Consider the following 24,161-nt stretch of genomic DNA (forward strand, 5'->3'; position numbering starts at 1 on the left):
AATAAAAGCGCTCAATTTATGAATAAAACAATACAACATATTGTGGTGTTAGGTGGCGGTTCAGCAGGCTGGCTAAGTGCAGGGTTACTTGCCGCTGAGCACCCAGATAAAAAAATCACATTAATTGAATCAGCTAACATCGCTATTTCAGGTGTTGGTGAAGGTACTTGGCCATCTATGCGCAATACCTTAAAGCGGATTGGCATTAAAGAAGTCGACTTTTTACGTCACTGTGATGCATCGTTTAAGCAAGGCTCTAAATTTATTAACTGGCGTAATTTAACGGCGGGTGAAAACTACTACCACCCCTTTATGACGCCCTCAGGCTATTTAGACACTGACTTACACGCCTATTGGCAGCAACATGCTGCAAGCCAAAAGTATGCAGATGCTATTAATATGCAAAGCTTTGTTTGCCAAGCCGCTTTAGCCCCAAAACAGCTCAATACCCCCGAGTACGCAGCAGTAACTAACTACGGCTACCACCTAGATGCAGGAAAGTTTGCCACATTTCTAAACCAGCATTGTGTCAGTAATCTTGGTGTTAAGCATATTATTGATGATGTAACCTATGTGCACAATGACCTTGATGGCTATATTCAATACTTACAAACATCTCATCATGGCAACCTATGTGCTGACTTATTTATTGATTGCTCAGGGAGTCATGCTCATTTGATTAGCGAGCACTACAACACGCCACTGATAACTCAAGATCATATATTATTTAATAACCGTGCTATTGCAACGCATCTTCCTTATACAGAGCAACAACAAGATATCGCCTCAGCGACCTTATCAACAGCGCAGCAATTTGGTTGGATATGGGATATAGGCTTACCCAGTCGCCGTGGCATTGGCTATACCTATAGCAGCCAGTATTGTGATGAACAAACCGCAATCGACACTTTACAGCAGTATGCAGCGCAATCTATAGGTCATGACGCTGCAGCTCAATTGCAAACCCGCACTTTGCACTTTACCCCAGGCTATCGAGCACAGTTTTGGGTTAAAAACTGCCTTGCGATTGGTATGTCACAAGGGTTTATTGAACCCCTTGAAGCATCGGCACTTGCTATGGTGGAGCTGTCACTGAACATGTTAAGTGAACAAATGCCACAGAGCCGTGAACATATGGCATTATTAGCAACACGCTTTAATAGCCGCTTTAACTATCGATGGCAGCGTGTAATCGACTTTTTAAAATTACACTATGTATTAAGCGAACGAAATGACAGCCAATACTGGAAAGATATTAAAACACCTCGTAGTACACCTGCGCGCTTAAAAGAGTTGCTGAATTTGTGGCAATATCAAGCGCCAAGTCGGTTTGATTTAATTGAAAACGAGGAAGTTTTTCCTTCTGCCAGTTACCAATACGTACTTTATGGCATGGGGTTTCAAACACAAACAGCTAACAGCAACAACGCATTTAACAATCCTGCAGTTGGGCAGTATTTTTATCAGCACAACCGTGAAAAAATCGCTAAATATTTGCATGGTTTACCCTCAAACCGCGCTCTATTAAATCAATTATTAAGTAACAAGGCTGACACATGACACACAATAAACAAATAAAAAATGTGGTGATCGCAGGCGGCGGAACCGCCGGCTGGATGGCAGGCGCAGCATTGTGCAAACTATTGGGTAAAAATATAACCGTAACGCTAATTGAATCAGATGAGATTGCCACTGTCGGTGTTGGCGAAGCCACAATACCGCCTATACGCACATTTCATAAGTTATTAGGGATCAATGAGCAGGCCTTCATGAAAGCCACCCAAGCGAGTTTTAAACTGGGGATCAGTTTTGAAAGCTGGGGCCAAAAAGAAACCGATTATATCCACTCATTTGGTATGACAGGTAAAGAATGTTGGGCCGGTGAATTCCATCATTTTTGGCTCCATAGTTTATCACTTGGCTTAGAATCTGAGTTTGGCCAATACTGCTATGAACTCCAAGCGGCTAAACAAGGTAAATTTGCCTTCAACCCGAGAAACCCAATTAATTATGCCTTTCACATGGATGCCAGTCGCTATGCATTATTTTTGCGTGAATTCTCTGAAAATTTAGGTATAAAGCGCCGAGAAGGTAAAATAACTCAGGTTAATAAATCTGCCGATACAGGTTATATAAACAGTTTAACCCTTGAAGATGGCAACACTGTTACCGGAGATTTCTTTATTGATTGTACCGGCTTTAGAGGGTTATTGATCGAGCAAGCGCTACATACCGGTTACGAAGACTGGTCTCATTTACTACCGTGTGACAGTGCAATTGCCGTGCAAACTAAAGCCATAAGTGACGATATTCTTCCTTACACGCGGGCTATTGCCCACGACGCGGGATGGCAATGGCAAATCCCTTTACAACAACGTGTCGGCAATGGTCTAGTGTATTGCAGCCGCTATCTCGCCGATGCTGATGCCAAGCAATTATTGCTAAATAATATCCAAGGTGAAACCTTAACTGAGCCCAGGGTTATAAAATTCAAAACTGGCCGCCGACGTAAAGGTTGGAATAAAAACTGCCTCGCGCTTGGTTTGGCGAGTGGCTTTGTTGAACCTCTTGAGTCCACCAGTATTCATTTAATTATGTCTGGCATTATTCGTTTTATGCGGTTATTTCCATTTAATGGCATTACAGAGCAAGCCATAAATGAATACAACAAGCAGCTTAAAAGTGAGATCGAAAATATTCGCGATTTCATCGTGCTGCACTATAAAGTCACTGAACGTACTGACAGTGAATTTTGGCAACACTGCCAGAGTATGGAAGTGCCAGACACTCTTGCCCATAAAATTAGCTTATTTAAACAAACTGGTCGGGTATTTTTAGATGATGGTGATATTTTCAGAGTCGATTCGTGGGTGCAAGTTATGTTGGGGCAAGGGATAATGCCAAAACAACATCATTTGATTGCAAGTTTAATGAGTGACGATGAATTAACCCGCTTTTTAAATAGCATTAAACAACAAATCAGCCAACGAGTATCACAACTTCCCTCACACCAAGCCTTTTTGCAACAATATTGCCCTGCTGAATAACCGCTAAAAAAGCCCTTTAATTGCTTAAAGGGCTTTGGACAACACAACAAAATATAAACCAACTAACGTATTAACTGAGTTGGTATACTTAGCATTTAATTACCTGGGCAGGTCATCATGGCATCTGTAGCGCTGTGGGGCACATAATTAACATTCGCGATGGAAATAGCCGCATCACCGTCTGTTTGTAAAGAGAAAGGGCTCGTTACTCTGGCAAAATCAAGTCCTTTTTCGGCAAAACAATTTAGGTCAATAGTGAGAGTTTGCCAGCTGTTTAGCTCTACACTTTGCAGTTGATTACTAATATCAACACGCGCGCCGCAGCCATGCTCACAGGTCATGGCAATATAAAACGCAGAACTTGGTAACTGGCTGATTTTGTATTCAAAACTTAGCGCTGAGTTGGCCTCAACATAAGCGACCTTATCTTCCGTAAAGTTACTGTTGATTTCAGCTGTCGCTAAACCTGAACCTGTAAATACAAATGACATCGCATCTTCTTGAATATCTTTATCTTCTGTTCGGTATTCAACCCCAGCAAACTTCACACTATTACTTGTCACTTGCTGTTGTTGGTCAGCTGATCTTATAAATAATCGCCATGGATTAATCAATGCACCATTAAAAATGGCTAGGGGTGCTAAATTATCAATACTCACACCTGAGTCTTCATTTAAGTCATCAGCCAACGTATTGCCATCACCATAACTTAAACCAAAGCCATACGGCAGTAAGGGTGAATAGTCATCATCGCCTCTATTGACTGTCGTTTGCAGCGGTGTATTTGGCCATGAAAACGATAACTTACCTTTAAAATCATGCTGTATACCACCTTCAGCGTTTGTAAGCAGCACATCAGCAATACCTTCTCCTTGCGTACCAGGCAGCCAAGCCGCAACAAAGGCATCTGATGCATTTAATTCAGCATTAACCCACATTGGGCGGCCAGATATAAATACTGACACAACAGGGACACCTTGTGATTTAAGTTGCTTTAATAACGCCAATGACTTTTTATTATTGCGTTCAAATTCTAGGTTGTCTCTATCGCCATGCCCTTCTGCATAAGGCTCTTCGCCAAAGACAACAATTGCCACGTCTGGTTTTTTATCGTATTCACCTTCCGCACTTAGTGTTGCCGTACCACCAGCAGCAGTTATTTGCGCCTCTAAGCCAGCGTAAATTGATGTCGCACCGGGAAAATCCGCATTTTCATTATTGGTGCCTTGCCACGTAATACTCCAACCACCTGACTGTTTACCAATATTGTCTGCGCCATCACCCGCCACCAACACATGTGAATTGGCAGAAAGCGGTAAAATATTGTTTTTATTTTTCAGTAATACCAATGATTCTCGTACTGCTTGGCGAGCAATATCACGGTGCGCTTGCGCACCAATCAACTGCGTTTTACCCGAAAATTGACGTTTCGCGGGACTTGGTTTTTCAAATAAACCCGCTCTTAGCTTGACTCTTAAAATACGAGAAACGGCATCATCAATACGACTCATGGCTATCTCACCCGATTTAACCTGTGCAATTGTATTTTCGTACAAAGGTTTCCAAGCACCTGTTGGCACCATAAAGATATCAAGCCCAGCATTCACCGCTTGCGGGCAGCTTTCATTGCTACAACCTGCCACTTGTCCATGACCGTTCCAGTCACCTACAACAAAGCCATCAAAGCCCATTTTTGTTTTCAGTACATCGGTGAGCAGGTATTTATTACCGTGATTTTTCTTGCCGTGCCAGCTATTAAACGATGCCATCACCGATTGACTACCAGCGCTCAAACCACCAACATAGCCTTGCGCATGGATATCAAATAACACCTTTTCAGAGTCAATATTATTACCCTGATCATCGCCAGCCACAGTGCCGCCATCACCTAAAAAGTGTTTTACTGTACTCACAACGCGACTATCACTTAAAAAGTCGCGATCAGCATGACCTTGTAAACCATTTACGATAGCTGCAGCATACTCACGAACAATTTCAGGATCTTCAGAATACCCTTCATAGGTGCGGCCCCACCTGTCATCACGGACCACAGCAACAGTTGGCGCAAACACCCAATCAATGCCTGTTACCATTACTTCAATAGCGGTTGCTGCGGCAATTTTTTCAATTAGCTCAGGATTATTTGCAGCACCTAATCCTATATTGTGAGGGAACAACGTGGCACCAATAACATTATTATGCCCGTGTACGGCATCAGTGCCCCACATCGTAGGGATCGCGCTACCATCTAACGAATCATCCACCGATGCTTGATACATTGCCTCAGCAAGGGCTATCCAATCTTGTGGCGTTGCGTGTTTATTCGCATTAGGAAACGATCCCCCGCCATTCAAATATGATCCAAAGCCATATTTACGCATATCTTCCACGCTAATATCACGGATTTCAGGTTGAATCATTTGTGCTACTTTTTGTTCAAGTGTCATCGATTCAAGGTAATGTTTGATTTTCGCTTCAAGTTTAGGGTCTTGCTTGACTGAATACTCAAGCTTGGGCCATATCTCTAGGTTATTCGTGGGCGCTTCAACCTGCTGTGAAGATTGAGTCGTCTCGGTTTGTTTATCAATATCATCTTTTGCGCAGCCTGTAAGAATCGCCAAGCTTGTTAATAAGCTAAGCGCAGTTAACTTAGTTGTGTGTAAGTGTTTTATCATTTTTGTCTCTACCCTATGTCACTTGTTGTTTATAAAACGCGGGCTGACCCATATATTCACCCCAGTGTGGTTTTACTCTTAGCATTTCAGCAAGTATTTATTGTTATCTAAATTTAACTATTGACCTGCCAAGAAATAGTCACTAACCTGAATATGGAAGCGCTTCCCTAAATCACATTAAATACCATAGCAGAGCATTAATCAAATTAATTATGGAAGCGCTTTCACATAATGACAAATTTGAATTAAAGAAATACGTTTATCGACCGTATCAGCAAGCAGAGGTTTTCTATTAATGAAACAACTATCATTACCCGCTAACTCACCGCTTCTTAGCAAAGAGTTTACTTTTGGTGTTGCCACAGCATCATTTCAAATTGAGGGCGGTGCAGACGACCGACTTCCATGCATTTGGGATACCTTTTGCGCAACACCAGGTAAAATTGCCGATAATTCCGACGGGCTAATTGCTTGCGATCACTATAATAATTGGCCTAATGACATCGCATTAATCGACTCATTAGGCGTAGATGCCTATCGTCTATCAATATCTTGGCCTAGGGTAATGACAGCGGATGGTCATTTAAATCCAGTAGGTGTTAAATTTTATACCGATATTTTAGATGAGCTTAAACGTAGAAACATTAAAGCATTTGTTACGCTCTACCATTGGGATTTACCACAATACCTAGAAGATGATGGAGGGTGGTTAAATCGCAACACAGCTTATGAATATGCAAAATACGCCGATTTAATCAGTACAGCCTTTGGCGAGCGTGTTCACTCATACGCAACATTAAACGAACCTTTTTGTAGCTCATACTTAGGTTACGAAATAGGTGTACATGCCCCCGGTATTGTGGGACGTGAATATGGCCGCAAAGCGGCGCATCACCTATTACTAGGCCATGGTTTAGCGATGCAAGTACTGACCAAAAATTGTCCTAACGCCTTAAATGGCATCGTGCTTAATTTTACTCCTTGCTACCCTGTGAGTCAGTCTGATGCGGATTTACAAGCCACAGCCTTTGCTGATGATTACATAAACCAATGGTATATGCGCCCTGTGATGGAAGGTAAATACCCTGAAATAATCAATCAACTCCCTCCTGAGCAGCGCCCTGACATTCAGCCAGGAGATATGGAAATTATCGCTCAGCCTTTAGATTATTTAGGGGTTAATTTTTATACCCGTTTGCATTACCAAGCAAGCGACACTGATTTTTATCATGAGCTACCCCATCAAGGCCCATTAACTGATATCGGTTGGGAAATTTACCCGCAAGCATTAACTGACTTACTAGTCTCATTAAATGAAAAATACACCTTGCCGCCTATTTATATTACCGAGAATGGTGCAGCCATGGCTGACACGATACAAAACGGTGAGGTAAACGATGCAGATCGGATAAATTACTATCAAGACCATCTCAATGCACTGCATAATGCAACTGAGCAAGGTGTGGTTGTCGACGGTTATTTTGCCTGGAGCTTAATGGATAATTTTGAATGGGCTGAAGGCTACTTAAAACGTTTTGGTATTGTTTACGTTGATTATCAAACTCAACAACGTACAGTAAAAGCCAGTGGTCTTGCGTATAGTAAATTAATTACTAGCAGATAACCCCTTTTATAAGCGGCCTGAATTTTTCACAAACTAGGCCGCCAATTTAAACAACAATAAGAAACACACACAGTGAATAAAATCCCTTTATATGAAAAAATAGGCTATGCCATGGGCGATGCCGGCGCTAACTTAGTCTGGCGTGGTGCACTTGCCTATCTTGCCGTATTTTATACCGACACCTTTGGTATCTCAGCCGCCGCCGCTGCCATGTTATTTTTGGTAGTAAGACTCTCTGATGGTGTTACCGACATAATTATGGGTATGATTGCTGATCGCACCCACACCCGCTTTGGTAAGTTTAGACCATGGATTTTATGGTCAGCCCCATTTTTAGGCTTGTTTATGGTGCTGTGCTTTACCACACCAGACTTTAGTGAAACAAATAAGCTTATTTATGCCTACGTCACGTATATTGGTCTAACGCTAGCCTATACTGTAAGCAATGTGCCCTACTCAGCCTTAATGGGGGTCATGACTCCTGATGATACTGAGCGAACTAAGCTCTCGAGCTTCCGCTTTGCTGGTGCTTTTGCCGGTGGCTTGTTAGTAATGGGATTTTTACCTGAGTTAGTTGCTTATTTTGGGGCTGGCGATAATGCCAAAGGCTATCAGTTTACCATGTATTTATTCGCCGCACTGCTCATTGCCCTCATGGTAATCACCTTTGTCTCAACCAAAGAGCGAGTGATCCCCCACTCATCAAACGAGGGCAGTTTGAAAACAGAGTTAAAAGATCTGACTAAAAACCTCCCCTTTATTATTTTACCCCTGCTTGCAACCACACTGTTTTTTTATTATCGCGATATATACAGTGGGTTATTCTTCACGGGTGTGATGGCCGCAATGACTTATGTTATAAAAAAATTGCTCAATAAAGATCAGTCAAGCTTAACTGGCACACAACAAGACATGGTTGACTTACTCACCAATAAACCTTGGTTAATTTTACTCGGTATTGGCTTTTTAACCATGATGTTCAACGGTATCAAATACGGTGTGATTGCCTATTACTTTAAGTACCAAGTGGCGGATGAACTTATGGCGGGGCAATATTTTGTCGCCTTATTAGTGGTGTCTATTTTTGGTGCACTTGCTACAGGTAAGCTTGCTGAACTGATTGGTAAGCGTAATTTGTTTATTATTTCGCTGGTATTAAGTGGGTTGTTAACAACCGCATTTTATTGGGTGCCCAGTGATAATATTGTTGCAATATTTACCTTTGGTTGTGCCGCGGAGTTTTTTGCAGCCATGATGCCGACTCTCTTTTTTAGCATGCTAGGTGATTCTGCCGATTACTCAGAATGGAAACACCACCGCCGTGCTACTGGCCTAATTTATTCAGCAGGCACATTTGTACAAAAAACCGGTGGTGGTTTTGCCGGCGCATTAGTGCTTGTTGTGTTAGCAGGTTATGGCTATAGCGGAATGGATGAGTCAACTATCAGCCAATCATTACCAGGTATGCAATTATTAATGAGCTGGATACCTGCTGCATTTGCATTTTTAGGGGCTGCCTTGATGTTAATTTATCCGCTTACCTCAGTAATGACACAAAAAATTACAGAAGACTTGGCAATTAGGCGCGGTAATGTGTAAATTACGGGACACGCACAATACTGCTTTATAAAAGTATTTTACATAACAACGCATTAAAGTTAGGAAAACAATGGCGACAATTTATCAGGTATCAGAGCTTGCAGGCGTATCCCTGTCCACTGTGTCCAGAGTTCTGAACAATAATGACTATGTTAGTAAAAAAACCAAGAAAAAAGTAATGGAAGCAATGCAAGAGCTTGGTTATCAACCAAGCTCTATTGCCCGTTCACTTGCTTCAAGTCGAACCAGCAGCGTTGGCATTTTAGTCTCAGAGCTTGACGGTCCCTTTTTCGGTCAGATGATGTCAGCAATTGAAGAACAACTTCGGGCTGCAGGTAAGCACGTCATTATTACGCCAGGGCACAGTGACGAAAGCAAAGAAAAAAGTGGTTTTGAGTTTTTAATTAGTCGTAATTGTGACGCCATTATTGCCCATGTTGAAGCGGTATCAAACGAGTATTTAATTGGGCTTAGTAAAGGTAAAACCCCAATCTACTTAATGAGTCGTTACGTCGAAGAAATCAAGGATAACTGCATCAGTTTAGACAATGAAATGGGTGGTTACCTTGCGACTAAAACAATGATCACTAAAGGTCATACTAACATTGCCTATATTGCTGGACCACAATTTAAACCCGATGCATCAGACCGTTTTAAAGGCCATAAGCGAGCACTCGCTGAGTTTGATTTAACTTTTAACGAAAACTTATTTTACATCGGTGATTTTAAAGAAACCGGTGGTAATGATGGTTTAAAACACTTTATTGATAATAAAGCCACATTTACTGCTTTAGTCTGTGCTAATGATGAAATGGCCTCTGGTGCAATGAAGTATGCTCGCGAACACGGGTTTAATCTCCCTAGAGACTTAGCCATTATGGGTTACGATAACGTGATATTCACCAATTACTTATACCCAACATTAACCACTATCAACAACCCAGTGCCAGAGATGGGGAAAATGGCTGCTAATTTAGTATTGAAAGATATATACAAGCACACAGGAATAACAATAAATCACGTGTTCCAACCTAATTTAATACTTAGAGATTCAACACCAAGCATTAAATAGTAATAAATTAATTGAGTTTAAGTTCATTTAACTCATTGCACACCCAACGAGCATCAAGGTATTGCTCTAAGTGATTTTGCGCAAATTGTAAAAAACTACGTGCTGCATGAGATATATGACGGTCAGTACGCACAACAAAATACCAATGGCTCGCAAGCTGCGTCTCTTTTACTTTTAGAACTTTAAAGCCATGCTCCCCTTGCGGCAGAACGTGACGAGAAAGCACCCCAACTCCCATCCCTGACGAAACCGCAACACGTATTGCTTCATTACTGGCCATTTGAACACTGTTGCTGAGCACGAACCCTCTCGTTTGCAACTCACTTTCAAATAACATACGGGTTGCTGATCCTGGTTCACGTAATAAGAAACGGTACCTCGTAAGTTGACCTAAACTAATATCTGTAGCATTTACTAAGGGGTGATCAAAAGGCACAATAAACTCAAGCGGGTTTTGTAAAAACCGTGCCGCTTGAGCATGTTCAAGTGATGGTGGGTGGCTGAATACATAAATATCATCTTCCCCTCGTTCAAATCGAGCAAGCACTTCAGCTCTATTACCAATCTCTAGTGGCAATTCAACGTGAGGATGCAAGTTACTATAAGGGCCCAGTAGTTTGGGCAAAATATATTGTGCCGTATTTACCATGGCGATTTTACAGCGCCCTCGTTCACCGCCTCGAAGCTCAGTTAAAAAATCTTTATAATCATCAAACTGACCAAAAACTTGCTGACACGTTTTAAACAGTTCAAGGCCGGCCTCGGTTACGACTAACTTTTGTTGCTGCATAAGAACTAATGGTTCACCAACTGCTTCTTGCAACCGTTTCATTTGTAGTGACACCGTAGGCTGAGTTAAGTGCAGACTGCGAGCGGTTTCACTAATAGAGCCCGTTTTTACTACACTCATAAATACTTCTAGCAGCCGAAAAGAAATATGTCTTAAATCCATCGCTATCTAAACACCTCTAGTATTAATTAACCCATAGATAATAACCTATAACTAATTACCAATCATTTTATTATTTACAATGCATGATTTTATCTACAATAGCGAAACTTTAAATTAAAAGGGGAAAGGTGTGCCTGATATTGTTGTAATGTTTTTTGTTTTGGGTTTAGTTGCGGGGGTTTTACGTTCTGATCTCGTTATTCCAAAAGCAACTTACGAGACCTTAAGTTTACTATTAATGCTGACCATCGGCTTAAAAGGCGGCATGGTATTACACGGTAATTTAAGCTGGCAGTTGCTACCAGAAATGGGCTCAGTAATGTTGTTGGGAGCACTTATTCCGCTGATGCTCTACCCCGTTTTAAAATACCTTGTTAGACTTTCTGTCGCTAATAGCGCAAGTATTGCAGCCCATTACGGCTCGGTCAGCGCGGGGACATTTGCGGTAGCACTGGCCTATGCAGAATCATCACAGCTAGTGGTTGGTGCCGAAGTAACGCTTTATTTAGTAATGCTGGAGTTGCCTGCCATTATTGTCGGCCTATTGCTATACCGACGACTTGATAAAGAAAACAGCGGAGCACACACGCTGCCATTAAAAGCTCTCTGGCATGAGACTCTTACCAATAAAAGCATTATCCTTTTAGTGGGAGGCGTGATCATCGGCATGCTGTACGGCACGCAGCAAGGTAGCCAAGTTACCAGCCTACTAACCAGCAGCTTTAAGGTTGTGTTGGCATTATTTTTATTAGAAATGGGCTTAACAGCAGCCAAAACATTGCGCCCTATTCCATGGCACCACTGGCGTGTTGCTTTATTCGCGTTAATTTCACCACTGTTTTTAGGTGTCATCGGTGTAGCAGTTGGAACAATGTTAAATCTTGAGCTAGGCTCTGTGGTTGTATTAGCAAGTTTAGTGGCGAGTGCCTCCTATATTGCAGCCCCTGCGGCTATCAAAGCCGCGATCCCTAAAGCAGACATCGGCCTTGCTATGCTTAGCTCTTTAGGAGTCACCTTTGCCTTTAACGTCACCATCGGAATTGGCCTGTATCACCAACTAGCAGTAGCAATGCAATAAAATATATTCTAAACGCAAAAAAACCACGTTAGCGATAACTAGCGTGGCTTTAAAATATGCTTTAGATTGTGTTAATCAATAAATACTTATAAAGATAAGTCTTCTTTAGCAAGCGTTAGGTTATGAGACACTAACGTGTTATTTGAAATCTGTGTTGCTTCATATAAATCTGCCAAACCCGCTGTATCATTTTTTGACTTGATACGTGATATACCACGGTTGCTTAAAGCGAATGATGTCAGCTCGCGTACTTTGAGTTTACGCCCTTTTGTCACTTTTAATAACTCAATTGCTTTTGTGCAAATGGCTTCAGCTTCTGCATAGTTTTTTGATTTAACATTTAATGCACAACCATTGAAAGACTCTTCTAATTGCTGCGGCGCTGTTGCCTGTTCAATAACCATTAACTTATAGTCACTGCCGCCAGCCATAGCCGCTGCTGAGCAAGTTAATAATGAGCCAAGTGCGATGGTTTTGATTAGTGTAAGTTTCACGATTATATTCCTATTAAGTTACGTCGTCTTTGTTGCCGACAACTGAACTTTAAGCGCTTCTAACAATTTCAACAAACGATAAAAACAAACCCAATGAGTGAAAAAATTTAACTCATAGACTTTAGTCTCGTACTACCACGAGCAATTAAACTTCGGGCAATAGAGTTAGTTATTTTTATTGCAAAACACTATGAACGAGCCCATAACTCCTAAATTTTTTAATATTATTAGTTCACTGATATAAAAACTTTAGAATAAAAGTTCATAATCACTTTTAAAAATTCCTACGCTAACTAACACTCTTAACCAAACCATTTAATTAACAAAAAAAACAATTTAGATACATATTGACCTATAAGAGAAACGCATGTAGTTTGGTATTTGACCACAAGGTCATAATATACAAACAAAAGGATATTAATATGAAAAACACTAAACCTTTCGCTTTTGCAGCTGCTAATAAAAATACAGTGAAACAAGATAAGAAATGGAAAGCGACAGATAAGGCAGCTACTGCAGGTTGTTCAGGGCCTTGGGCTCGAGGTGATACTCGCTGGGCTCGTGATAATGGTATTTGGTGCTAATAAGTTAGTATCAAAAAAAGACAATCAGATGTTTGTAGTTGATTGTCTTTTTAGCATTAATCTTTGTATGAGATCGTTATTAATCACTATTTACGTCCTAATCATTAAAGTGTTCAGCTGTACTTAATAATAGTTTTAAAGTATTGGGTATATAATTATTTTACATGGAGGGAAAATGAAAACTGTACTTATTATAAGTTATTGTGAAGATTACCATGTAGAGAAAGCCATACAATTTCTCAAACAAAAAAAAGCAAATTATTTTTTTTTAACATTAAATGAATTTCCCAAAAATTATAGCTTTAACCAATCAATCAATTGTAACTCTGCATCCGCCACCTTAGAAAATAATCTAACAAAACAAAAAATTGAATTAAGTGAAATTGGTGCTGTCTGGTTAAGAAAATCCGCAAATTTTTCATATTTATCAACTGATATGGAAAAAGAGACCAACACATTCGCAAATGATGAAACTGAACATGCTTTGTTTAGTGCTTTATACACGCTAGATTGCTTTTGGATGAGCCACCCAAAATCTTTGCGCGCTGCAATGTGGAAAGGTGAGCAATTAAAAAGAGCTACAGAGCTTGGTTTAAATATACCAGATACATTAATCAGCAATGATCCTTGTGAAATCAGAGCTTTTTATATGAGACATAAAAAAATAGTTTTTAAAGTTATGTCTGATCCCGTAATTCACAGCGATACAGGACAAAGTGTAGGGGTAGCTACTACATTGATTGACAGCGATATGTTAGAAAATACTGAAGCATTGCGTTTAATTCCAAACCAATTTCAAGCTTATATTGAGAAAGCATATGAACTGCGAATAACTATTATTGGTAAAAAAGTATTCGCTGCAAAAATAGACTCTCAAGTACACCCTGAAACAAAAATTGACTGTAGAAATTTAAATGTTCGCGTTCCAATGTCTGTTTATAAATTACCAAAAGAATTAGAAGATGCATGTTTAAAATTGATGAAAAGTTATAACCTCAACTATTCTGCACTTGATTTTATTGTGACACCAAAAGGCGAATATGTTTTTTTAGAGAACAATCCATGTGGTCAATTTCACTATATTGAAGAGAACGTACCTGAATTAAAAATGATTGAAGCATTAACGAATACATTATTGAGCGCATGTATATGAATGAATCGACTTTTAATGAAAATATTAATGAAATAACAATCCCTGCTATAAATAAACTACAGAAGGAACTAAACAGCCACCCTGTGATAATCATTGCAGCTTCACACCTTGATATGGCTATTCTAAGCGAGCTTTATAATCATTTAAATAGCATTGGCTATCAAAGCACAATTAACATCGTAGTTTATACTCGAGGAGGCGATATAAATGCAGGAAGGAGAATAGCACTACTAATAAGTGATTACTGTGATCATTTCAATATTATTGCACCTCATTATTGCCAATCATCTGGAACATTGTTGGCCTTAGGTGCAAATACTATTTATTACTCTCCATTATCTATATTTTCAGCGATTGATCCTCATTTGCATGGAGGTCAAGAAGATGGCTGCTCGGCGCTATCCAGTGCCGATATAAAATTATTCAGCAAAATGTCGAAGGAATGGTTTGACGCAGAGATATCACCCGAAAGTAACATGCTAGGGATGCTCTGTGAGCATATTTTCCCGCCTACATTAACCGCTTTTTATCGGACAGTCCTTGAAGTTAAAGAAATAGCCCAGGAACTATTAATGCTCGAAGATAAGCATTCAAACACTTCACAAAATAATATCATAGAAGCGTTAATGTTTAGTTTTCACAGTCACGATTACGCTGTAACTGGTAAACAGCTTGAAGCATTAACACTGCCATGTATCAATAACAATGAAATTAATGCTATTACTTGGCCAGTAATAGAAGCCTTTATAGGTCTTATTGGTGGTGGAAACCGTGCAGATATAGAGTCGCCTTGGTGTGACACTGTGATTGTAAGCTCACAGCGTGTTGCCAGTCGTTGGAAAGACACCTCTGGATTAAACCCGAAATGGCAAGTTAATAGCTAAGGGAGCCCCCATGTTTTTGATAAGTATATTCTGTGCAATGCTTTTAATAACAACTTTCACCTATGCAGGCATAAAAAAACTAACTATTTTTAAGGAGTTTGCAGCTTCATTAGAGCTTACTTTCAAAGTCCCTAACACAATATCTAAAGTAGTTGCTTCAATTATTGTTACTGTTGAACTCGCTATTTTTCCAATATTGCTCCTAGCAGATGACCTACCTTCCATTTATATTATTTTGAATATTGTTATGTTTTTATTTGTTTGTATTCCGGCTTATTCACTATTTTCAGGTAAGAAAATCCAATGTTCGTGTTTTGGAGAACAAAATACTCTCGGGTGGCAAGACTTATTCAGAAATATTATTTTACTGGTTGCGAGTTTAGTTTTATCCATATGGCATGCTGAATTAAAATTAGAACTATATAACGCCAGTTTAATGTTCCTTGCAGTAGCTACAATGGCAATACTTATAAATATTAGACCTATTTATTCATTTATTTTAGCGAAGTAACTAAATGCATATTAATACTATTTGGCAAGTAATTATTACTGGGCTGGCTTTTTTCACTTTATTGAGCCTAATTTTAAACATTATCATCATAAAAAAATTAATGGATGCAAAAAACCAACTCAGTGCACCTACGTTTAATCTCAGTACATTCCCAATTACTTCAGCTATTTCACTTTGGGATCACTCCTCTTTAGAAACCAAGATAGAAACCCCAAGTGCGCTTATATTCCTCGCTACAAACTGCCCTAAATGTAAAAGTAAGATTAAAAAAATTGAAAAACTGATTTCAATTGCACATGAACAAGGTGTCGCAGTAAAAATAGTAATTCACAATAAAATGATCAATATTGACAAGTTTTTTAATAACTCCTCACTAATTAAGGATATATGGCAACTAAATTTCGAAGATTATAAAGCCATTAACCCGCAGGAAATATCACCGGCATACTTATTTGTAAACGAACAACGTGAAGTTGAAGGGCAAGGAATGGTTGATGATGAAAATTGGCATTATTTTGAACAACAACTACTAGGAAATGAAAGTTGAGATATTCATCAGAGCACATGCAACGATTAGGCTTATTGTTTGCTTTCAAATATGATGTATGTATTGCAATAATTATTATGTTAATCACGGCTGCGGCTCAGCTAATGCTACCAAAAATAGTAAATTATTATGTAGATGGCAACGCTCCGCCGTCATTATTTGATATATTTCACTTATTAGTTCTAATCGCGATAATTCTTTTTTCTATCGTCAGTGCCGTTCGTTTTTATTTATTTGAAAAGTTAGGTATTAAAGTAATAACCCAGCTGAGACTAAAATTACATAAAAATTTACTTATTAAAACAGCCAGTTATTATGATAAAAACAATATTGCTGAACTTGCTGGTAGGATTCAATCTGACACTCAAACACTCAAAGATGTATTAACAACGAGTGCAGCTTTAGCTCTACGTTCTGCGATAGTTGCTACTGGTTGCATTATAATGATGTTTACTTTATCAACAATGTTATCCCTAATTCTATTATTTAGTATTCCAATCTTTATTTTGGCTACTAAAATACTTAGCAAAAAGGTGGAAGCCTTATCAGAGTCTGAACAAAACGCATTAGCCAAAACAAATAAGGTTGCATTTGATAACTTAAATTGTCACACACTGATTAAACTTTATAATTGGTTTAAATCCAGTCAAAAAAGATATAGTAATACCAATTCGCACTATGCATCGTGTGCAAAAAAAACAGCATCAGCTATCGCTATATTTCAAGGTTTTTTTAACTTTTTAATCTTCAGTAGCCTCATTTTAATGCTTATTCTTGGTAGTCACCTTATCCAGCAAAAAGCGATCACTATTGGCGAGTTAGCCTCTTACGTTTTATATCTAGGTATGACATTCACCAGCTTAAATATGCTTGCAGGGTTTTGGGCTGAATGGATGCACTCTTTAGGAGCAACCCGTTACTTGTTTGATCTTCTCAAAAGTAAAGATGATATTGAACCTCAATACCCCATAGAAAAAGTAACGTTTGGTGATATTCACTTCGAAGATATCAGTTTTCATTATCCTGACCACGAAACGCAACTCATTTTTGATGAACTCAATCTACATATCAAACATGGGCAAACAACTATAATTTCTGGTCCATCCGGAAAAGGAAAATCAACACTCGCAAAACTATTATTAGGCTATTATTTACCAACTGATGGAAAGATCCGTATTGGCAATCTATATCTAACTAGCCAGAATATAAATAGCTATAGAAACTCCATTGCATATGTTGAACAAGATCCTATTTTATTTTCGTCCTCAATCCTAGAAAACCTCATTCCTGATTGTGGTTCAACGCCCACCGAATTGCAGATGGAAAAAGTAATCTCGGCTTGTAAAAAAGCAAATGCGCATAGTTTTATTTCACAGCTACCGCAAGGTTATAACACTAAAATAGGTGATCGAGGCAGCTTACTATCTGGAGGTCAAAAGCAGCGTATTGCTATCGCTAGGGCTTTTTTGCAAGAACCGGAGCTAGTGATTTTAGATGAATTCACTAGTGCCCTAGATAAAGAGAACCAACTTAGTATAGAACAAGCACTAAAAAATCTACTTATAGAAAAAACTGTAATCATTATTTCGCATAAACGATCGCAGATAAATGAAGGAGAAAATTTAATTCAGCTATGATAATTTGCTAGCAAAATTATGTTTCTGAGCTACAGCTCGGCCTTGCTGCTTACTTACTTCAGCTAACAGCACTTTGCTGTATTTTGGCGATTGTTTATTTACTGCCTGTTTTTATAGGCACAACCGTTGAATAGTCCTTCTATTGCTATGACAAAATTGCCTACTCAATAAGCATTATTTATCCGTAATTAATTACTAAATTAACTAAAAAAGCCCTTAACGGCGGGTTGAATTAAGGGCTTGGGAACTAAGTTTAACGTTATAGGCTTTAGACGATACCGTGAAGTTCCTTCCAATTTCCAGGGTGCACTACATAACCAAATAGTGCATAGCCACCGTAAACCAATTCTGTTCCTTCGGGTATCCAAAGCATTTGACCCGGATATACATGATGGGTTTTGCCATCTGCAGTGAGCTCAAAACAACCTTCAATAACAAAAATAACCTCATCGTAGAGCACAGTCCATGCAACCTCTGCGCCCTCCCATTTAGCAAATCCGACACCAATATTAGGTGATATTTCAGTGCTCAGCGCTCGCGCGACATAAGCCATACCAGGGTTATCACCACGTACATTGAAATTAAGTAGTTTGCTGTCAACTAATTTTACTTGTTTCATATTTCACTCCTGCTTTGCCATTTCGCCAGCTTGATCCGGCTTTTTACCCCTAAACCTAAGAATGGTTCTGGTGGATTTAAGCTCGGTATGCCGGTTACTTTTTGTATATCACTCAACGCATTTGACGTTGCGCCGACGACGTAATCAGCCAGTAAACTACCTGATACTGTTCCCCAAGCGACACCCACACCGTTATCACAAGCACTGGCGTAGACCCCATCATCAAGTTCGCCAAAGAAATTGGTGAAATTTCGTGAAATAGCATAGCTCCCTCCCCACGTATGAGTGAAAGGTACATGAGCTAATTGGGGATACCTAGCTAGAAAGACTTTGCGATGTTCGCTCTGAATGTCTGCACGCACTTTATCGTTAATGCTGTTGCCATATTTCGTAACGTGCTTATAGGTATTGCGAATTAAAATGCGTCGATCAGCGGTCATTCTCAAAGTTGTGCCAGCATGGTCAGCAGGTGTGAGCCCCCAATCAAGCGTCCCGCTGTAGTGGTGCATTTCATGATCGGTTAATGGTCGGGTCCAGCTCGCAAAGGTCATCACGGGTAATAGCCGGTTCTTTAAAAAACCAAACTCGCGGGTGAAAATACTGGTGCCTAATAACAGCTTTGCTGTTTTAATACTGCCATTTTCTCCGTGTAACTGCCAAGCTCCCTGCTCTTTTGTTAAACGTTGGATAGGCGAATTTTCAAGTACTTCAACATTGCTTGGTAGACTCGCTGCAAGCCCACAAGCCAACGCAGCAGGTTGAACTAAATAACCACCGGGGGTATAAATAGCACGGCTGTAGTAATCTGTGCCCAGTACTTTAGCTAGTTGATTACTATCAACATGTTCAAATGGCTCCCCTAAGTCTGTCATTAAATGTTCAAAGTGGTCTAAATAAGCTTCACCACGAGGCCCCACCGCGCCTTGGTATTTGCCGGCTGCGGACCATTGACAATCAATATTGTGTTTATCAATTAAAGATGACAGCTGCTTAATTGCAGCACGATTTAACGACAATAGCCTTTGTTTATGGGCAGGATCTGGGTGCTCTAATGAAAATTTATGCGGCAAATCGATTACAAATCCAGAATTGCGCCCTGATGCGCCTTGGCCAACTTGTTGCGCATCAATTAGAACAATACGAGAATTGGGTTCAAGTTCAGCCAAACGTCTTGCCATTGCAAGTCCTGCGAACCCAGCCCCTAAAACAACATAATCGGCACTTTGAGCGCCCTTTAAGCTCGGCTTTTCAACTTGAGGTGTTAGCGCGTGATACCAGCCGCAAGTATTATCATCATGTGGTAGATTAATCATTTGCTACTCCGTTACAACATGTGTTGGTAAATCAATCTGTCCAAGCCAATAATTGCGTGTCGATTGCACCTGTTTACCCAATAAAGCAAAACCTAATACTTTACCCTCTGCACAGTTAAACACGGCAGTAAACTCTTCTTCTTGCTGCTTAATATGCCATTGTCCTTGTGCTTGCGCTGCAACGGGGTAAATTGATAAAGGCATGATAGGTGTTTTCACTAACACAGGTGACGCGACAAACTCAGCTTTTTCAAATTTACCTAATAAGCTATTAACCAACGCTGGGAGCATTTGATTAATTGGTGCTATATAAGGTTGCCAACCTTGTGATGTTTGAGCACAATCTCCTAAAGAAAAAATAGCTTCATCGCTGGTTTGGCCATAATCATTCACAATTATGCCTCGCTCAACATCAAGTCCTGCTTGCTCTGCTAAGTATGTGTTGGGCTTTAAACCAACCGCAGACAGTACAATATCAACTTCGAGTTCTTCGCCAGTGCTTAGTTTAACGATTGAGCCCGAATCATTATTTGGCCCTATATGGCTAATACTGTTTTGAAGAAACCATTGAACACCTAACTCTGACATTTTTTCTTGTAAAGCTTCACCTAAAACACGTGGGATCAAACGTGACATAGGCCATTGACCTAACCCAATGACAGAAACTTGGTAGCCACTAGCTATTAAATCATTAGCAAACTCACAACCAATTAAACCATCCCCTAAAATTGCAACGCGTTTTTTTTGACCAAGGTGGCGTGTAAATCGATCATGATCCATCAAGTCATTGACGCTAAATACGTGACTGCAATCACCTGAAATAGGTACTTCGATGGCTGTTGCCCCAGTAGCGATCACTAAACGCCCGTACTGGTATGTGCCAATACTTGTCAAGAGGGTTTTCGTTTCACGGTTTATGTGTTCAACACGCGTAAAAGGATAAACACGAATATTGAGTCTACTTTCCCAATCAAGGGCCATTTCGATTTGTAAGTCTGCTGTTTTCTTAGCTTGTGCAAATGAGTTAGACAACGCAGGCTTACTGTATAAAGCACCATCATCAGCTGTAAATACTGTAATATCGACTGTTTTTGATTGTCTACGTAATGCAGCTGCAACTTGATAACCACTGTGTCCACTGCCAACAATAACGATAGGTGCGCTCAGTGGTGCTATATCGTCAGGTTGAGCCGCAATAGCTTGGGCTGATACAAGCGTATTTTCATCGTCGCTTAACTCCATCATTTCAAAATCAGCTTTACCAACAAGGCAATCAGGGCATACCCAATCCTCAGGTACATCTTCCCAGCGAGTGCCTGGTAAAATTCCATCTGCAGGCCAGCCTTCAGCTTCATCGTAGATCAGACCACAAATAATACAAAGCCACTTTTTCATTTTTCTAATCCTACTGATTGAGCTAAAAATGACCTACTCACTGTATATAAATGTAAGCATACAGGTCATTTTAAGCTAATATAATTACCCTAAAGCTATAAACGAACGGCTATATTGCGTGTTTGTACATAGCTATAAATTGCTTCTTGGCCTTTTTCTCGGCCAAAACCAGACAAGCCAACGCCACCAAATGGTGTTTCAATCCCTCCAGCAAACCATTCATTAATAAAGACCTGTCCACCACGTAGCTGTTGCGCAATTTGCAGAGTCGGATTCAACCTTTCACCAAATACACCGGCAACTAAACCAAATTCAGTGCCATTTGCAATGGCAACAGCGTGTTGTTCATCTTCAAAAGGCATCACAACTAACACAGGGCCAAACACCTCTTGTTGAGCAATCGACATATCAGCTGTCGCTTCAATCACCGTTGGGGCGACGAAATAGCCGGGTAAATCAGGTGCAAAACCACCTGTGAGTATATTTGCACCTTCTTCCTTTGCTTGTTCAATCATTGCTAATACACTGGTTTGTTGTTCTTTAGAAACCACGGGCGTTAAATCAACTTGGTGTTCACCTGAGCCAATCACTAAGCTTTGTGCCATTGCAACCACAGCATCTTTTATTTCTTGATACCGTGATTGATGGATTAAAAGACGTGACATAGCTGAGCAAACTTGCCCTGCGTTAAAGAAAATTCCAGCGCGCACACTGTTAATAACCTTATGTATGTCTGCATCATCGAGAGCTATAGCTGCGGACTTCCCGCCTAACTCCATGACTGAAGGAGTAGCTCGTGCAGCGGCATCTTTTAATATTCGCTGACCGGTAGGAACTGAGCCTGTAAAAACAATCTGATTTACATCTTTATGCGAAACTAAGTGGCTGCCGACAGTGGAGCCTTTACCACACAGTAAGTTAATAGCCCCTTTAGGAAAGCCTGCTTTTTGCAGCGCTTTTATTAAGTACACCATACCAATAGGAGATATTTCGGGTGACTTAATTACCACGGCATTTCCTGCTGCCAATGCCGGAGCTAAAGAACGTGCACAAATTGATACGGGGAAATTCCATGGAACAATTTGTACCGACACGCCCATTGGCACGTATTGTGTAAAATCAATATAGTTTTTACCTAAAGGGATAGATGTGCCTTCAAGTTTGTCCGCCATACCACCGTAATATTCAAAATAACGAGCTGCTTCTAAAAACTCATCTTTTGCATCAATAAGTGATTTGCCATTTTCACGGCAAAGAACTAAAGCTCCTTCATCCGCTATATCTCTAATTGCTTTTGCAGCATTGAGCATCCATGTAGTGCGAATGGCTGGGCGCACCTGCGAAAGCTCACCGCCTTGCACGCATAGGCTTGCAGCTTGCATTGCATTATCTGCATCTTTTATCGTGGCACTTGCTATTGTTGCATATGTCATGGCCGATGAAGGGTTCATCACAGTAAGTTGCTGCTCAGAATCGACCCACTGACCATTGATATAATTTAAATAATGCTTCATTTAAGCCTCCGATACTGATTTAACTTGCTGCGCTAACCAAATTTGGAAAAAGTGAGTTGGCGTATCCATTTCAGGTGAAAATGCACCGCCACCGAATCCCGGTGAATAACGACCTTGCTGCATCCCCTCAACAGCCCCGATATCTTCTCCAAACACAACTCGCCAAGATTCAAGTGTTGCAGTACGACACGCAGCATATTCATCTTTAATTGCTTCATCTGTGATATAAAATATGCGTAGCCGCTCAATTGTTTTGTCAGTGCTAATTGGGTCAATCATCATGGCAAATGCATGATCGGCTTGAATGCCAATTAATACATTTGGAAACAACGCAATGTATTCGGCATGGCGCAGTTTATCTTCTGGCCAGCTAGGAAATTTAGGAAGATGTGTACCTGCAGTATCGGATAAATTATATTTATAGCTTCCTTGACCAGAAAAACGTTCATCAAACATAATATTGTAATGATCTTCTAGCTTCGAATAAGTGTTCAATGCTGGGTGAACCCAAGGTAAGTGATAGGCTTCACAAAAGTTCTCTATGGTTAGCTTCCAGTTACTTTTAACTTCAATTTCGAGGTGACCGCCCATATTTGCTCTGCGTAACAAACTAAGCCCATCATCGCCTAAAAATTCATGCCAACGCTTTTGAAGAGGCGCAATGTGTTGCTCAAAACTTGGCGCATCAGCAGATAAATTGACGAATACCATATCCATCCATATAGCTGAACGCAGTGGTTTTAAGCCGTGTTGCTCACATTTAAAGCGATCGTCCTTATGTTTGCCTATACCTCCCACATGAGGTGTGCCTTTTAGACTGCCATTTAAATCATATGTCCAAGAGTGATAAGGGCAGCGGATCATGCCCTGAACTTCACCCGCTTCGTGTACTAACTTCATTCCACGGTGGCTACATACATTATGAAATACTTGCACATCACCTTGGCGGTTTTTCATCATCAATAAGGGCAAGTCCATAAAATCAATAGGTAAAACATACCCATTTTTTATTAAATCAGATGCAAAACCGACACACACCCAAGTGTTACTAAAGACGTGGTCACGCTCAAATTTAAAATATTCTGGATTTGTATAAGCTTCATTAGGCATACCCGTTGCTTCATGGATAGGGTTTAGTACTTGGTCAATTTGTTGAATAGGAATAATTGTTTGTTTTGCAATGCTCATTGTTGTATCTCCAAGTGTGGAAGTGACGGTACATACAATTGCAGAAACACCATGGCTTTCTTTAAATGTTAGATACAACCCAACTTCAAATAAGCCTATTCAGCGCAACTACATTTTGTTATCAATTGAGTTGATTTTGATTAACAAAAACGCACTAAACAAACGATTAATTAGCCTCCTATCTATGAGTTTTTATCATGCGTTGTCATTTTATTCATTTTTGAAGCTCACAGTGCTAAGCGCTCACATAACCAAAACTCATGAACCAATGAGAA

The 24,161-nt window shown here is 40.0% G+C and carries 20 protein-coding genes; 12 read left to right on the plus strand and 8 right to left on the minus strand.

The annotated features are described in order from the left end of the window. The first annotated feature begins 18 nt into the window (after positions 1–18). Positions 19–1,560, plus strand: a complete 1,542-nt coding sequence (locus AAEU30_RS03895; protein WP_421959401.1) for a tryptophan halogenase family protein — start codon at positions 19–21, stop codon at positions 1,558–1,560. Then, on the plus strand, positions 1,557–3,047 hold the full coding sequence (locus tag AAEU30_RS03900) for a tryptophan halogenase family protein (protein WP_421959402.1): 1,491 nt from the start codon (positions 1,557–1,559) through the stop codon (positions 3,045–3,047). Before AAEU30_RS03895 ends, AAEU30_RS03900 begins: the two co-directional genes overlap by 4 nt. Before the next feature lie 95 nt (positions 3,048–3,142). Here the strand turns inward: AAEU30_RS03900 and AAEU30_RS03905 are convergent, their stop codons facing one another. Continuing rightward, positions 3,143–5,722 (minus strand): glycoside hydrolase family 3 protein, encoded by a 2,580-nt coding sequence (locus tag AAEU30_RS03905; protein WP_421959403.1) that lies wholly within the window; start codon positions 5,720–5,722, stop codon positions 3,143–3,145. A gap of 295 nt (positions 5,723–6,017) precedes the next feature. On the opposite strand from AAEU30_RS03905, the gene AAEU30_RS03910 reads away from it, so the two are divergent. From AAEU30_RS03910 to AAEU30_RS03920, 3 genes are all read left to right on the plus strand, one after another. Further along, positions 6,018–7,346, plus strand: a complete 1,329-nt coding sequence (locus tag AAEU30_RS03910) for a GH1 family beta-glucosidase (RefSeq protein ID WP_421959404.1) — start codon at positions 6,018–6,020, stop codon at positions 7,344–7,346. A gap of 72 nt (positions 7,347–7,418) precedes the next feature. After that, the gene (locus AAEU30_RS03915) at positions 7,419–8,945 is read left to right on the plus strand and encodes an MFS transporter (protein ID WP_421959405.1); all 1,527 of its coding nucleotides are present in this window, start codon (positions 7,419–7,421) and stop codon (positions 8,943–8,945) included. Positions 8,946–9,015: 70 nt separating this feature from the next. Then, positions 9,016–10,017 (plus strand): LacI family DNA-binding transcriptional regulator, encoded by a 1,002-nt coding sequence (locus AAEU30_RS03920; protein ID WP_421959406.1) that lies wholly within the window; start codon positions 9,016–9,018, stop codon positions 10,015–10,017. Between the two features lie 7 nt (positions 10,018–10,024). On the opposite strand, the gene AAEU30_RS03925 is transcribed toward AAEU30_RS03920, so the two are convergent. Further along, positions 10,025–10,969, minus strand: a complete 945-nt coding sequence (locus tag AAEU30_RS03925; RefSeq protein ID WP_421959407.1) for a LysR family transcriptional regulator — start codon at positions 10,967–10,969, stop codon at positions 10,025–10,027. A 130-nt stretch (positions 10,970–11,099) separates the two neighbouring features. On the opposite strand from AAEU30_RS03925, the gene AAEU30_RS03930 reads away from it, so the two are divergent. After that, entirely contained in the window at positions 11,100–12,047 is a 948-nt protein-coding gene (locus AAEU30_RS03930) for a sodium-dependent bicarbonate transport family permease (protein ID WP_421959408.1), read from the plus strand. Between the two features lie 86 nt (positions 12,048–12,133). Here AAEU30_RS03930 and AAEU30_RS03935 read toward each other — a convergent pair whose 3' ends face one another. Continuing rightward, entirely contained in the window at positions 12,134–12,541 is a 408-nt protein-coding gene (locus AAEU30_RS03935) for a hypothetical protein (protein ID WP_290208627.1), read from the minus strand. Between the two features lie 422 nt (positions 12,542–12,963). Between AAEU30_RS03935 and AAEU30_RS03940 the strand changes: the two genes are divergently transcribed. The 6 genes from AAEU30_RS03940 (at position 12,964) to AAEU30_RS03965 (ending at position 17,857) form a co-directional block, all read left to right on the plus strand. After that, positions 12,964–13,125, plus strand: a complete 162-nt coding sequence (locus AAEU30_RS03940) for a hypothetical protein (RefSeq protein WP_421959409.1) — start codon at positions 12,964–12,966, stop codon at positions 13,123–13,125. Positions 13,126–13,300: 175 nt separating this feature from the next. Beyond that, a complete protein-coding gene (locus tag AAEU30_RS03945; RefSeq protein WP_421959410.1) occupies positions 13,301–14,278 on the plus strand; it encodes an MvdC/MvdD family ATP grasp protein in 978 nt (325 codons plus the stop codon). Beyond that, on the plus strand, positions 14,275–15,162 hold the full coding sequence (locus AAEU30_RS03950; protein ID WP_421959411.1) for an SDH family Clp fold serine proteinase: 888 nt from the start codon (positions 14,275–14,277) through the stop codon (positions 15,160–15,162). Before AAEU30_RS03945 ends, AAEU30_RS03950 begins: the two co-directional genes overlap by 4 nt. Before the next feature lie 10 nt (positions 15,163–15,172). Further along, the gene (locus AAEU30_RS03955) at positions 15,173–15,673 is read left to right on the plus strand and encodes a MauE/DoxX family redox-associated membrane protein (protein ID WP_421959412.1); all 501 of its coding nucleotides are present in this window, start codon (positions 15,173–15,175) and stop codon (positions 15,671–15,673) included. Positions 15,674–15,677: 4 nt separating this feature from the next. Continuing rightward, positions 15,678–16,220, plus strand: a complete 543-nt coding sequence (locus AAEU30_RS03960) for a hypothetical protein (RefSeq protein ID WP_421959413.1) — start codon at positions 15,678–15,680, stop codon at positions 16,218–16,220. 17 nt (positions 16,221–16,237) lie between these two features. Then, positions 16,238–17,857 (plus strand): ABC transporter ATP-binding protein, encoded by a 1,620-nt coding sequence (locus AAEU30_RS03965; protein ID WP_421959414.1) that lies wholly within the window; start codon positions 16,238–16,240, stop codon positions 17,855–17,857. A gap of 268 nt (positions 17,858–18,125) precedes the next feature. On the opposite strand, the gene AAEU30_RS03970 is transcribed toward AAEU30_RS03965, so the two are convergent. The 5 genes from AAEU30_RS03970 to AAEU30_RS03995 all read right to left on the minus strand — a co-directional run bounded on the left by AAEU30_RS03970 (position 18,126) and on the right by AAEU30_RS03995 (position 23,886). Continuing rightward, the gene (locus tag AAEU30_RS03970) at positions 18,126–18,476 is read right to left on the minus strand and encodes a EutQ-related cupin domain-containing protein (RefSeq protein ID WP_087534535.1); all 351 of its coding nucleotides are present in this window, start codon (positions 18,474–18,476) and stop codon (positions 18,126–18,128) included. Then, on the minus strand, positions 18,473–19,789 hold the full coding sequence (locus tag AAEU30_RS03975; protein ID WP_421959415.1) for an NAD(P)/FAD-dependent oxidoreductase: 1,317 nt from the start codon (positions 19,787–19,789) through the stop codon (positions 18,473–18,475). Before AAEU30_RS03975 ends, AAEU30_RS03970 begins: the two co-directional genes overlap by 4 nt. Positions 19,790–19,792: 3 nt before the next feature. Further along, positions 19,793–21,184: an FAD-dependent oxidoreductase gene (locus AAEU30_RS03980; protein WP_498049581.1), complete on the minus strand. Its 1,392-nt coding sequence runs from the start codon at positions 21,182–21,184 to the stop codon at positions 19,793–19,795. A gap of 95 nt (positions 21,185–21,279) precedes the next feature. Continuing rightward, entirely contained in the window at positions 21,280–22,698 is a 1,419-nt protein-coding gene (locus AAEU30_RS03990; protein WP_421959416.1) for an aldehyde dehydrogenase family protein, read from the minus strand. Then, a complete protein-coding gene (locus tag AAEU30_RS03995; protein WP_087534531.1) occupies positions 22,699–23,886 on the minus strand; it encodes an aromatic ring-hydroxylating oxygenase subunit alpha in 1,188 nt (395 codons plus the stop codon). It lies immediately after the preceding gene. Positions 23,887–24,161 lie beyond the last annotated feature (275 nt).

The sequence above is a fragment of the Pseudoalteromonas mucoides genome (genome assembly GCF_049257175.1).
GTDB lineage: Bacteria > Pseudomonadota > Gammaproteobacteria > Enterobacterales > Alteromonadaceae > Pseudoalteromonas.

What these genes read in the sequence shown, in the direction of transcription:
- AAEU30_RS03960 (WP_421959413.1), top strand. Translation starts at nt 15,678, where the DNA reads ATGCATATTAATACTATTTGGCAAGTAATTATTACTGGGCTGGCTTTT.
- AAEU30_RS03980 (WP_498049581.1), bottom strand. Translation starts at nt 21,184, where the DNA reads ATGAAAAAGTGGCTTTGTATTATTTGTGGTCTGATCTACGATGAAGCT.
- AAEU30_RS03965 (WP_421959414.1), top strand. Translation starts at nt 16,238, where the DNA reads ATGCAACGATTAGGCTTATTGTTTGCTTTCAAATATGATGTATGTATT.
- AAEU30_RS03945 (WP_421959410.1), top strand. Translation starts at nt 13,301, where the DNA reads ATGAAAACTGTACTTATTATAAGTTATTGTGAAGATTACCATGTAGAG.
- AAEU30_RS03940 (WP_421959409.1), top strand. Translation starts at nt 12,964, where the DNA reads ATGAAAAACACTAAACCTTTCGCTTTTGCAGCTGCTAATAAAAATACA.
- AAEU30_RS03895 (WP_421959401.1), top strand. Translation starts at nt 19, where the DNA reads ATGAATAAAACAATACAACATATTGTGGTGTTAGGTGGCGGTTCAGCA.
- AAEU30_RS03900 (WP_421959402.1), top strand. Translation starts at nt 1,557, where the DNA reads ATGACACACAATAAACAAATAAAAAATGTGGTGATCGCAGGCGGCGGA.
- AAEU30_RS03910 (WP_421959404.1), top strand. Translation starts at nt 6,018, where the DNA reads ATGAAACAACTATCATTACCCGCTAACTCACCGCTTCTTAGCAAAGAG.
- AAEU30_RS03990 (WP_421959416.1), bottom strand. Translation starts at nt 22,698, where the DNA reads ATGAAGCATTATTTAAATTATATCAATGGTCAGTGGGTCGATTCTGAG.
- AAEU30_RS03950 (WP_421959411.1), top strand. Translation starts at nt 14,275, where the DNA reads ATGAATGAATCGACTTTTAATGAAAATATTAATGAAATAACAATCCCT.
- AAEU30_RS03970 (WP_087534535.1), bottom strand. Translation starts at nt 18,476, where the DNA reads ATGAAACAAGTAAAATTAGTTGACAGCAAACTACTTAATTTCAATGTA.
- AAEU30_RS03925 (WP_421959407.1), bottom strand. Translation starts at nt 10,969, where the DNA reads ATGGATTTAAGACATATTTCTTTTCGGCTGCTAGAAGTATTTATGAGT.
- AAEU30_RS03995 (WP_087534531.1), bottom strand. Translation starts at nt 23,886, where the DNA reads ATGAGCATTGCAAAACAAACAATTATTCCTATTCAACAAATTGACCAA.
- AAEU30_RS03975 (WP_421959415.1), bottom strand. Translation starts at nt 19,789, where the DNA reads ATGATTAATCTACCACATGATGATAATACTTGCGGCTGGTATCACGCG.
- AAEU30_RS03955 (WP_421959412.1), top strand. Translation starts at nt 15,173, where the DNA reads ATGTTTTTGATAAGTATATTCTGTGCAATGCTTTTAATAACAACTTTC.
- AAEU30_RS03920 (WP_421959406.1), top strand. Translation starts at nt 9,016, where the DNA reads ATGGCGACAATTTATCAGGTATCAGAGCTTGCAGGCGTATCCCTGTCC.
- AAEU30_RS03905 (WP_421959403.1), bottom strand. Translation starts at nt 5,722, where the DNA reads ATGATAAAACACTTACACACAACTAAGTTAACTGCGCTTAGCTTATTA.